Here is a 12,284-nt window from a genome sequence, read left to right as displayed (position 1 = left end):
TAGTATAATGTGAAGTTAAAAAAGAAACGCACGTTCTTAATTGTGAAGTTGTTTAAATAAAAGGAGTAAAAGAAATTGAGAGTTGTAGATTTATTTTGTGGGGCCGGTGGATTTTCAGAAGGATTTGAACGAGCGGGATTTGAGATAATTAAAGCATATGATATTTGGGAACCAGCAATTATTACACATAATCAAAACCATGGATTTGGGACTAATCCTGCAGTAAGGGGTGATATTTATACAATTTCCATGCTAGATGATGAGGAATTTGAAGAAGCGATACCTGATTCAGAGATAATTATTGGTTCGCCACCATGTGTAGCATTCTCTAATTCAAATAAGTCTGGTAAAGCAGATAAAACTTTAGGTGTTAAATTAATTAATGCGTTCCTAAGGATTGTAGCGAGAAAAATGGTAAAGGATAATTCAGAATTAAAATATTGGGTAATGGAGAATGTAGTTAATTCTAGTAAGTATTTGTTAGATAGTTATACTGCCGAAGATTTAGAGTGGCCTGCTCTAGGTGGAGATTTTGTATTAAAATTAAATAGGGAAAATAATATATATAATATGAAAGATTTTGGTGTTCCAACGAATCGTAAAAGATATGTTTGTGGATCTTTTCCAGAAATCTATCCAATTATTAAGAAAGTTGAAGTTTTAAACTTAGGAACTATATTAAAAGTATTAGGACCACCTAATCCGCAAGGATATAGAACAAATATAAATAATGTAAGTGACCCCGTATATAATTTTGAAATTCCTACATGTGATTTAGCGGATCATCATTATATTAAGGAAATCCCTGAATTTGAATGGAAAAAGGCAGAACGCCAAAAAAAGGATAAGGGCTATATGGGACAAATGTCATTTCCAGAAAATGAAGAGAAACCAGCTAGAACTATTATGGCGACAATGTCAGCCTCTTCTAGAGAATCCATGATATTTAAATTAGGAAACGAAGTCCATAGATATCGTTATCCAACAATTAGAGAAGCTGCAACATTGATGTCTTTTCCTATTGATTTTAGATTTTATGGAGTGAGTGATTCTACAAAATATAGAATGGTTGGCAACGCTGTAGCACCAAAGTTTGCATATGAGATTGCAAAGGCTATTAGAGAAGATGCAATAAAAAATCATAATGTTGTAATAGAAGATCGATTTTCAACAACTAAAATATTCGATGATTCACCGAATAATGAAGTTAATTTCACTAATTTGAATGGAGAAATTTTTGAATTAAAAATTGAAAAAGAAAAAAAGGTAGATGCAAAGTATAGCTATCATGTACCATATCTCATAAAAAATGCTTACAGAGTAGGATTAAATAATAACTTTGAAAATGGAGTTTTAAGCTGGGAAGTAAAAATACATCATTCTCAAGGGAAAAATGCAAAAGTTTTTGGGGAAATTAATATCCCACAAAATTTATTTGAAGATAAACCAATTCGAGTGGGAAAGTTTATAGAATTGTATAGAAATAAAATAATGAGTTATGAAAACTTACAACGTAATTACTGTATGACAAATGAGCAGAGAAAAGACTTAATTGGTCCAGATGAATTGTTAATAGCCATTAAAGACTTTTTGGATAACTTTGAAGAAAAATATATAGAAGTTAAAGAATTTCCAAAACCTGTTTCGAGCCAAATTTTAATATCTTTTTACTTACTAAAGAATATTATTGAAGGGTTGAAAAAATAATATGACAGGATTCAACAAATTAAAAAATAATAATGATTCAAATTAACTGGGAAAATTAACTAAAGTAACCTGAGTTTTATCTTTATACAATACAATACAGTACTGTTATATGCTTATTAGGGATGAAAATAATTTATCAAAAAAGAAATGATGAAGATGGTCAGAAAGAGTTTGATACATTTTTTTATATTTAGAGAGTTATATAAAGATTGTTAAATCTTTAATAGATTATTTCCATTCGCTTTTATTTGATAGCTTTCCGAATAATATTTTACATATTATTCAATTGATGAAACATCTTGAAATATACAATAAATATAAAAAGTGAAAAACAATTTCTAAACGAAAAGTTACTAGAATGCTTTCATATGACACAATTCGAGATTTTAATCAATGCTATATCGCATCTGTTTTAAAAATGTTTGGTAAGTTGTACTAGGCTGTTGAATAGAACGGAAAATTCCATATTTGGATTTGGATGTTAAGAAAATGGTTAATCTTTTCTGATTCATCCAAATCACTTTTGGGAACAAGATATGGATAGTGTGGAATTATACTTAGTGAAAGAAGATGTTTTTTTAAAAAAAATAATAGGGGTACATTAAATTTTAATAAGTGAGATAATGAATTAAAGGTTGTATTTTCGGAATATTTTGAAGTGCTAAATGGAGATTATGAAGGAGATAATAAATGGTGAAATCTATAACATCTTTAGACCAATATATCGAACAAATTTCTAAAATAAGCTGTATAGAACAAGAGGATACTATTATTGTATATCGTGGAGAAGGGAAGAAATACCTTAGACCTTGTATGCCAAATCTATTTCGAGAAGAACATTTAAATAAACTTAATAATTTTGAAATGAATATACTGAATAGCATGAAATCCCAGGGATTATCATCTACAGACTCTGCATTTGAATTAGCTGTAGATGCTCAACATGGGGGATTTCCAAGTAGATTATTAGATGTGACTTATAACGCACTTGTTGCACTATTTTTTGCAATTACTCCACATTATACAGAGAAAGGAAATCTTCATGATAAGGAAGATGGTTTTGTCTATATATATAAAATTAAAGAAATGTACTCGCCCTCTTCTAAACATGTAAATGATTTGTTTGCAAACTTATTAGAGGATGATTCTCCTCTCAGAAAGAATCAGTTGTTTTCTAAAAATCATAAATTAGTAGATCATGTAAGTAAAAATAAAAGAATAATAGCTCAACAAGGTGCTTTTATATTATTTTATGGGAATGAATTTTGTGAGATACCAAAAGAATATAAGGTAACAATAAAGATTGATAGAGAAAGTAAGGGAACGTTAAGAAAAAACTTAGAAATTATGTTCGGAATACATATGGGATCAATGTATCCAGAAGCTTCAAATTATGTTGAAGTAATTAAAAAGAAAGCAAAGCATTTAAAAAGCCCGACATTTAATATAATTAATGAAATAATTTTAGCTTTTGAAAGTGTTCGATTGCAAATTGAAATAAAAGTGGTGGGATTAATATCCGACTCTGTCGAAGGAAATGAATTAGCTGAAGGATTCGATGATATATTTTGTTTGTTAATGAATTTTAAGAAGGATTTTCAAGAATTTTTAGATGGAAATATAGAAATTAGAAATGAGTATAAAACTGAATTAGATAAACAGATAGAAACACATAATAAATATATTTATGAATTATATGAATTATTTAGAGAAGAGAGCAGTGCCGAATTTTTTTCTATAGATGAAGTTGTTCTTGAATTATAAAATAAGGGGGAAATTGAATAGTGGTTATAAATATTGAACAAGCAAAAATTATACGAAATAGAATTGATAATTTTAAAGAAAAGTATAACATAGACTTTGAAAAATCAATAGGAAATAGAGAGATAATCAATAATGGGTGGGATAAAATTTTATTTTCCGAGTTTAAAGAAAATCAACTTATTATAGGTATGTTATTAAATACCAGATATAAAATTAATGACTTACTTAGTGAAATTATACTTAGCTATAACGAGGATATTGATGAATCTACGGAGTTTTATCTATTAATCATCACGAAATCCGTAAAAGAAAAAATTATTTTATTGAAAAGTGAATTTGATAAAAACTTAAAAAAGTTAATTATGGAGAGGTGTTCCATAAACATTAAATATGGACGATTGATTATTGAAGTTGCAACAGCATTTATACCTGAGATAGATTGTAAACCTGCTATTGGGATAACAGATCGAATAAGAGTTGCTAATTATAGTAAGGATAATTCTGATATCAAAATTGAATCAAGTAGAGAAGGAGCAGTGTATACTGCAAATTTAATTGATTTAATAAAATTATATGAACAGACAGGCGAAGATATATTTAAAGCGAATTTACGTATAGGTATAGATGACGTGTTGGGGGTTAATTCAGAGATTCAAAATACATTAAGAAATAATCCGGAAGATTTTTGGTTTTTAAATAATGGGATTACATTGATTTTACCGAAAAGCTCCATCAATAAAAGCAAATATAATAAATTAATCTTAGAGAATATTTATAGTAAAGAAAAGGAGTTAAAAATTTCTATCATTAATGGGGCACAAACAATTACTGCAGCCAGTTCATTTTTATTAGATGAAAATTCATATGGTAAAGAATCTGAAGATACTAGGGAATTAAAAGATAAGGCAAAGTCGTCGGCAAAAGTAATTTTAAAAATAATTACTTATGATGACAAATTAAATGAAAGTGAAAATAGAAAGTTTATCAATAAAGTATCGGTTGCCTTGAATAGACAAAAGCCGATTAAAGGACAAGATATAGCTCTAGTTTCTTCATTTGTCTTAAGCATAAATGAATTTTATCAAAGTCAAAATAATAAGGGAATAAATGAACTTGATAAATTTTTTATTATTCGAAGAGGGGAAATACATTCTATTCCTGATCGACATTATGATTTAAGTAAATTGGTAAAAGTACTTAAAGCGATTTTAGGGAAAAATCCATCTGCAATTAGAAATATTAAATTAGATAATTTATTGGCAGAAACCAAGAATAATAATGATGGATTAGATTTCGACGTAAATGAAGAAATCATATTAAAGGACAAAACTATATTTAAACCAAAAATATTATTAAGTACATATACTAATCAAAGAGAAGTTTATATCAAGCAGTTTAATGAAAATTATTCCTTTGTAAATGATATAATGGAAATAGAATCTTTAATGGAAGAACACTCAAATGCAATATTCAAAACTGAGAGAAAGAAATTAAAAGTTGAAGATTTATTAGGAGAATATATTTTAGAAAACCAGTCAGATGATAATGAGGTTGAAAAGCGAAGGCAGAGGATATATGCAATGGCAACAAGTGGAAGATATCATTTGTTAAGTTGTATTTTTTATTCGGAATGTTATAAACAACTAGAAAGAAATTCAAATACAAATATTGAGAGTGTATGGGAAGAATTTTTAAATAATGGAGATTTTACTGAAATTAAATTAAATGCAGAATTTAAGGAACACTTTATGGATATAAAGAAATATCTAAAGTTAATAGAAGGCTTTATAGAATTCTGGGTAAAATTCAAAAGAAGTGAAATTAATAATCCATCACTTTATTATGCAAATGAATTTAAAGTATCGAAAGATGATTATGAAATGTTGCGTGAATATGTTAAATACGCTAACAATATTGATAAAGTAGGCATTAAATAGGTTCTATCTTCTGTTAGTTGAAAGTTAAAGGATTTTTTTGAAATGGTTTATTTTGTAAAATCCCAAAACTATTTCTGCCATAGATAATACGTTTGGTAGTTTGTAAGTTATCTTTGAGAACTTTGATTTATCTATTGATATAAGGAAGAATACATGCAAATTTAACCGCATTTCTATCCATTTAAAGTCTATTAAGAAGACTAGTCAGTTCATTAAGAAGTACCTTATCAGATAACATCCATCTGATGGGGTACTTTTGTTTATAAAGAGAAAAGGATGTTGGAGAGGAATTAAAAATTCCAAAATATTGTTAAATAAAAAAGGACGGTGTAAGGTCGAAAAAGAAAAAGCGCACTTAACGGTACGCAGGGCTATATTGAACAAGTAGTCTGGCGATTTTTCGACCAAGATATTTAATTATTTAATGCTGAAGGATTGGTTAATCTGTAAATATTTTAACCAAGTATTGCTAACAGTATGCTCCCCAAAAGACTACTTCCTAAAAGACATGTGTCAAATAAAAGAAAATAAGCTCGGATGTTAGCCGTTTGTGATGACTATAAGGTATACTAGACAAAGTGACTAATTGAGGAAGTAGGATAGAAAAAATGCAAACGCAATCGAAGAAACAGTTGTGGGCTCAAGCCGTGAAAACGGGCATTATTAAATCAAATTTAATCCCAATGATCGCGGCACTCATGCTTGCACTTTACACATACGAATTAAATTTTGTTGAACAAATTCCAACCATTATTTTTGCGACGCTTGGTTCAGCGGCAGTCATTGCGGCGGCGGGTGCGTTTAATAATATCTATGATAGAGATATTGATCAAATCATGTTACGAACGAAAACTCGTCCTACCGTAACGGGAGAATTATCTGTAAAAACAGTATTAATTACTGCTATTTTATTGCTTGTAAGTGGTACAGTTTTACTGATTTTGGCTTCTCCGTTAGCAGGTATTTTAGGACTTTTAGGTGTGTTTTTCTATGTCGTTCCATACACAATGTGGACGAAAAGAAAAACGATATGGAATACGGAAGTAGGAAGTATTTCAGGTGCAATGCCGCCGTTGATTGGATGGGCTGCAGTAGCGCCAGATATTTGGCATCCAGCTGCTTGGGCATTATTTTTAATTATGGTTATTTGGCAAATGCCACACTTTTATGCGATTGCAATTCGCAAAAAAGAGGATTATGCAGCTGCTAATATCCCGATGCTCCCAGTAGCAAAAGGGGAAAAGCGCACGTATATTCAATCTAATATTTACTTAGTATTACTTATTTTATCGAGCTTCTTATTTTTACCTTTAAGCTTAGGGCTGACAATAGTATCCTTTATCTTAAGTGCGGTATGGCTGTGGATGAGTATTACTGCCTCGAAGCAAAAAGAACAGAAAAAATGGGCCAATAAAATGTTTGCCTACTCATTGTTCCATATGATGGCGATTTTCGGTACGGTCATTATATATGCAACAGTTGGAATGATCTTAAACGCGCTATAAAATATCGGAAGAAGCATTTTGAACTTATATGTCAAAATGCTTCTTCTTTTTCATTCGTAACATCTGTATCCATAATTACGGTGAATATCCAGTTGTTGTATAACAGTTTACGAAATTGTGAACAGAAAATGTGATGAAAATGTGACATTCGGGGGCTCGTTATTTTTTATGACAGAAAATGATGTTATGATAAGTTGGTCTTAAAGAAACAGCTTTATGACAAACTTACTCTTTCATTAATAATGATAAGTTAAGCTCAATGAACCTTAAAATGCTATGTTCGACAACTTATATAACCTCCCCTAATGTTTATATATTTAATTGCAAAAAAAGGTAATCAAACTCCAATGCATCAGTGGCATTGGAGTTTTTTTGTGCAAAAAAAGCTCGGAATTGTGAAACGCAATTCCGAGCTGTGTGTTATAGTTTCACCGAAGCGACTTCAAACATGTAATCGCCAAGTACGCGTAGGCCTTGGTCGAAGTTTTCTAAATGGAAGTGCTCGTTTGGTGCATGGAAGTTTTCACTTGAAAGACCGAAGCCCATTAATACAACAGGTAGGTTTAAAATTTCATCAAATGCTGCTACGATTGGAATCGAGCCGCCACCACGTATATAGGCAGTTGGTACATCGTAAACTTTCTCATAAGAGCGACCAGCTGCTTGAATAAGTGGGTGGTCAAATGGTGTTAAGTACGGTTTTCCTTTGTCGAATTCAGAAATGACAACGTCTACACCAACAGGCTTATGCTTTTCAATATGTGCTCTTAAAAGGGCTACAATTTCTTCTGGATCTTGGTCTGGCACAAGACGGCAAGTGATTTTCGCACCAGCTTCTGCTGGCAATACCGTTTTAATCCCTTCACCTGAGAATCCACCGAATACGCCATTAATTTCTAATGTAGGACGTGCCCATGTTTGCTCTAAGTAAGAAAAACCAGCTTCACCGAATAATTCCTGCACGCCAACTTCTTCTTTTAATGCAGCTTCATCAAAGTTTAGGTCACGGTAAGCTTGGCGTTCCTCTTCTGAAAGGGGAAGTACCTTATCATAGAAGCCTTCTACTTGAATCGTGCCGTGTTCATCACGGAATGAAGCTAGAATTTCAGTCAGTGCATGAATGGCATTTTGCACGCCACCCCCGTAAAGACCTGAGTGTAAGTCACCTTTAGCCCCGCGAATATCAATTTGCACGCCTGTTAAACCACGTAAACCGTAGCATACAGCAGGTTTCCCTTTTGCATAAAGCCCTGTGTCCGAAATTAAAATTAAGTCAGCAGCTAATTTTTCTTTATTGTCTTCTGTATATTTTGGTAGTGAAGGACTGCCGATTTCTTCTTCGCCTTCATAAATAAATTTCACGTTTACTGGCAATGTACCTTCTGTTGCAAATAATGCTTCAATCATTTTCAAATGCATGTAAACTTGGCCTTTATCATCTGAAGAGCCACGTGCAAATAATTTATTGTCACGAATTTCTGGCTCGAATGGGGGAGAATCCCATAAATTTAATGGATCAACCGGTTGCACATCATAATGTCCGTAAAATAGGACAGTTGGCTTATCTTTCGCATGTAGCCATTCGCCATAAACAACTGGATGGCCTGCTGTTTCTTCAACGGCAACGTTTTCAATATTTAGTCTTTTCAGTGCGTCGGCTAACCAATTGGCAGCTGTGCGCATGTCTTCTTTATGTTCAGACAAGGCTGAAATACTAGGAATACGTAAAAATTCATTCAACTCAGCTAAATGTTTGTCACGATTTTCTGCAAAGTATACATCTAATTTTTCCAAATGGCTCATTAAGAGGGCCTCCTTTTATTTCGGGATTGGAAATAGTATAGCATAAGAAGAATGTGTTCGTCCTATTTGTGGAAAGGTATACATATACATCCTCAACCTTTAATACAAAAACAAATGGAAATCAACACCTATTTATGCGTACAATTATTGTAAGGGGGGAGCAGAAATGATTTATTTATATGTCATGGCAAGTTATTTCCTCGGTTCTGTACTTACCGCTGCGCTCGTTGCCAAGTTAAAAGGCGTCAACTTACAAAATGAAAACAGTGGTAATTTAGGGGCGCGCAATGCGGGGAGAACGCTTGGGAAATCAGCTTTTGTAATTGTTGCAATTGGTGATGGATTAAAAGGATTACTCGTGGTGCTTATTGGACGAATGTTAGAGCTGCCTGAATTAGCCATTGCTCTTGCAGTCATTGCGGTCGTACTCGGTCATCTATACCCATTTTGGAATAAAGGACAAGGGGGCAAAGGGGTTGCAACAATAATTGGGGCAATGGTGATTTTTTCGCCAGTTCATTTCGTCGTATTTATAATTGGATTTTTAATCAGTATGCTCATTACAAAAAGTGCGACATTAAGTATGGTGAGTGGATTTGTAATATATGGAATTTTGATTAGTAGTCAATTTGAAGTCGGATGGGTCATGAGCGGAGCACTTCTTCTTGTCATATGGAAGCAAAGTAAAAATATACTAGAGAGAGTGAAGTCAGATGTATTGGAGTAAAATTGCAACAACAGAAGTAGAATTTGACGCAATTGCTGCATTAAATTATGAAACGTTTGTGGAGGAAATTCCGCAACATAAACCAAATCCAGCGCGTCGTTTAGTTGATAAATTTCACGAGGAAAACGTGTATCTTATCATATATAAAAATACAGAAATTGTTGGGATGGTGGCATTTCGAGATGTTCGCCCTTTTTCACTGGATCAAAAATTAGGGGACGTTGAACAGCATTTAGATGAAGCGTTATGCAAGTATTTATGTGAACTTCGCTTGCTTGCAGTGAAAAAAGCGCATCGCAATGGCCGCGTTTTTACAAAGCTAGCAACCGCAATTTACCGCTATTCTTATGATAAAGGATATAGTGCATGTGTTATTTCAGGTACTGTGCGTGAAGAAAAGTTGTATACACAAATGGGCTTTCGTCAGTTCGCACCACCTGTTGGCACAGAGGAGGCGTTGTATTTGCCGATGGTGTTAACGCGTGAGGCGAGTAGAGGGTTTCGTGAGCGACTACGAGAGCAAAATCATATATTTTATCCAGGACCCGTGGCACTTGAGAAGCAGCTGGAGCATTCGACATTATCACATCGTTCAGAGAAGTTTCAGCAAGATCTCACACAAATGAAATCACAGTTGCTACATCTCGCACAAACAAATGTTGTGATTCCGTTAGTAGGGACAGGCACGCTTGCAAATGAGGCAATGTTAGGTCAGTTAAAAAGTGAATTTCACGAAGAACAGGGACTTATTTTAGTAAATGGGGAATTCGGCACGCGCTTAGCGAATCAAGCAAAGCAGTGGGGCTTACAAGTGGAAATAATGGATTTTGGCTGGGGACAATCATTGTTACTCGAACAGATTGAACAAAAGCTACAACAAAACAAGTATCATTACATGCTATTGGTGCATGGTGAAACATCAAACAGCACGTTAAATCCGCTAGAAGATTTAATCGAGCTATGTAATCGTTTTAACGTCAAGCTTTGTGCAGATTGCATTAGTTCATTCGGATCTACGCCGTTTTCAATGGAAGAGCTTCATTACGCAACTGCTGTTAGTGGGAAAGCACTTGGCACGGTTGCAGGACTATCCTTTGTTTTTTGTAAGGAAGCACCGAAAAACAGCAATGTCCCGATGTATTTAAATTTACCTTATTATATAGAAAAGGAAATTCCGTTTACATTGCCACATAATTTCGTCGTAGCTGTAAATGAAGCGCTCACTGCGTATCCAGAACGATTTGCTGTATTACAAAAGCGCATGGAAAATGTAAGGGACTCTGAATTTGCGCACGTTTTAGTAGGGGAGACTTACCCGATGATTGCTACGGTACAGCATGAGAAAATAGCAGAAATCATTGCCATATGCGAACTGAATGGCTATTTACTGCACGGGGCGAGCGATTATTTAAAGCATCGCAATCTCGCGCAAATTAGCACAATTCAACCAAACTTCGAAAAGGACTTTAAGAAGTTAAATGAACTATTTCATTATGTAAAAGAAACGTTGTAGGAGGACTGTACAATGTGGGTCAGTTAGTCGTAGTTGCATGGATGAAACGAAATTAGGGGAACCCGACTAAAATAGTGCAAATAATTACATTCAAACTTACAGTATTGTAAGGAAATTGAAAGCCAATCCGATAGAGTGTAAGCCATAAATTTGGCAAAATAGGGTTAAGAAGTACAGCACTTCATGAATAAAAACATAACTTAACTCATATAAATTAAAATCTATCGGAGGCTATTAAAATGAATGAATTATTAACAAACATTTACGATGAATATAACCGTTATATTTATCACCTATGCTTAAAGTTAACACGTAACCAAAGTGAGGCAGAAGATTTAATGCAAGAAGTTTGGGTAAAGGTTATTCGCTACGAAGCATCAGTAGCAGGTGTTGACCATGTTAAAGCATGGCTCACAACAATTACGATGAACACATTCCGCGACCGCTATCGCAAAAATGTTCGACGTAGCAAATATATGATGAATCAACCTGAACAATTAGACGTACCGATTTTAGATTTGGTTCCCAATAATGAGATTTCTACAGAAGAAAAAATAGAAAAAACGGAAATCACAAAAATTGTCCAAGAAAAAATGGGGCAGCTTGATGGGATTTATCAAAAAACACTGTGGTATTTCTACGTGGATCAATTTTCACTTGCTGAAATTTCTGATTTAATGAAAGTATCAATCGGCACAGTAAAATCACGCTTATTCCGTGCCAAAGCGCGATTAAAAGAAATTTTACTATCAGATGTCGATCTTGCAGATACATTATTACCAGCTTAATGATTCAACGCCATTCTTAAAAGAGTGGTGTTTTTTTTTTTGCTGAATTTTCAACATAAAAAAAGTCATCTGACACGGTGTCAAATGGCTTTTTTCTGTTAATAAGAGTAATTTAAATGCACTTTTCAAAAATTGTTCGGAGTGTTTTAATTTCATCTGCGGTTAACATGCCGAAAATGTGCTCAAAGAGTGTTTCAACATGGTGACGAGAACGCGCTAATATTTCCAAGCCTGATTCAGTAATGTGAATTTGCGAAGCGCGACGGTCTGTTTCGTTTTGCGTTTTTTCGATATAGCCTGCATGAAGCAGTTTTGTCGTTAAAACGGTTACGCCACCTGTCGTTATTTTTAGCTTTTCTGCAATGGCAGAAGGGCGTTTCGGTCCTTCCATTGCTAAAAAATCTAAAATTAAAATATACGATTTTGAAAAATCTAACTCATTATGATGATTCCATTCATTCGCAATTCTTCGCTCCAAAGAAGTCATTGTCTCAAAAAGTATTGCTAGTTGCTCGCGTTTAAGCTCACTCATTCATTGTC

The 12,284-nt window shown here is 33.5% G+C and carries 9 protein-coding genes; 7 read left to right on the top strand and 2 right to left on the bottom strand.

Annotated features, from left to right (window positions below; all coding sequences use genetic code 11):
- Positions 1 to 75 precede the first annotated feature (75 nt).
- The 4 genes from ACQKIH_RS03055 to cyoE all read left to right on the top strand — a co-directional run bounded on the left by ACQKIH_RS03055 (position 76) and on the right by cyoE (position 6,913).
- A complete protein-coding gene (locus ACQKIH_RS03055) occupies positions 76 to 1,707 on the top strand; it encodes a DNA cytosine methyltransferase (protein ID WP_427763379.1) in 1,632 nt (543 codons plus the stop codon).
- 693 nt (positions 1,708 to 2,400) lie between these two features.
- The gene (locus ACQKIH_RS03050) at positions 2,401 to 3,471 is read left to right on the top strand and encodes an FRG domain-containing protein (protein WP_427763378.1); all 1,071 of its coding nucleotides are present in this window, start codon (positions 2,401 to 2,403) and stop codon (positions 3,469 to 3,471) included.
- A gap of 20 nt (positions 3,472 to 3,491) precedes the next feature.
- Positions 3,492 to 5,408 carry an AIPR family protein gene (locus ACQKIH_RS03045; protein ID WP_427763377.1) on the top strand — a complete coding sequence of 639 codons (1,917 nt, stop codon included), beginning with the start codon at positions 3,492 to 3,494 and terminating at the stop codon, positions 5,406 to 5,408.
- A gap of 608 nt (positions 5,409 to 6,016) precedes the next feature.
- The gene (gene cyoE / locus ACQKIH_RS03040; RefSeq protein ID WP_427763376.1) at positions 6,017 to 6,913 is read left to right on the top strand and encodes a heme o synthase; all 897 of its coding nucleotides are present in this window, start codon (positions 6,017 to 6,019) and stop codon (positions 6,911 to 6,913) included.
- A gap of 420 nt (positions 6,914 to 7,333) precedes the next feature.
- On the opposite strand, the gene ACQKIH_RS03035 is transcribed toward cyoE, so the two are convergent.
- On the bottom strand, positions 7,334 to 8,716 hold the full coding sequence (locus ACQKIH_RS03035; protein WP_427763375.1) for a dipeptidase: 1,383 nt from the start codon (positions 8,714 to 8,716) through the stop codon (positions 7,334 to 7,336).
- 166 nt (positions 8,717 to 8,882) lie between these two features.
- Here ACQKIH_RS03035 and ACQKIH_RS03030 point away from each other — a divergent pair, with 166 nt between their 5' ends.
- The 3 genes from ACQKIH_RS03030 (at position 8,883) to ACQKIH_RS03020 (ending at position 11,744) form a co-directional block, all read left to right on the top strand.
- Positions 8,883 to 9,443, top strand: coding sequence for a glycerol-3-phosphate acyltransferase (locus ACQKIH_RS03030; RefSeq protein ID WP_427763374.1), 561 nt, complete (start codon positions 8,883 to 8,885; stop codon positions 9,441 to 9,443).
- A complete protein-coding gene (locus tag ACQKIH_RS03025) occupies positions 9,430 to 10,956 on the top strand; it encodes an aminotransferase class V-fold PLP-dependent enzyme (RefSeq protein WP_427763372.1) in 1,527 nt (508 codons plus the stop codon). Before ACQKIH_RS03030 ends, ACQKIH_RS03025 begins: the two co-directional genes overlap by 14 nt.
- Before the next feature lie 239 nt (positions 10,957 to 11,195).
- A complete protein-coding gene (locus tag ACQKIH_RS03020; RefSeq protein ID WP_427763371.1) occupies positions 11,196 to 11,744 on the top strand; it encodes an RNA polymerase sigma factor in 549 nt (182 codons plus the stop codon).
- A 112-nt stretch (positions 11,745 to 11,856) separates the two neighbouring features.
- Here ACQKIH_RS03020 and ACQKIH_RS03015 read toward each other — a convergent pair whose 3' ends face one another.
- A complete protein-coding gene (locus ACQKIH_RS03015; RefSeq protein WP_427763370.1) occupies positions 11,857 to 12,276 on the bottom strand; it encodes a MarR family winged helix-turn-helix transcriptional regulator in 420 nt (139 codons plus the stop codon).
- Between the last annotated feature and the right edge of the window lie 8 nt (positions 12,277 to 12,284).

The sequence above is a fragment of the Solibacillus cecembensis genome (assembly GCF_050272495.1).
Lineage (GTDB): Bacteria > Bacillota > Bacilli > Bacillales_A > Planococcaceae > Solibacillus > Solibacillus cecembensis.
The sequence above is the reverse complement of the archived record's forward strand: the minus strand, read 5'-3'. Positions and strand labels throughout refer to the sequence as shown.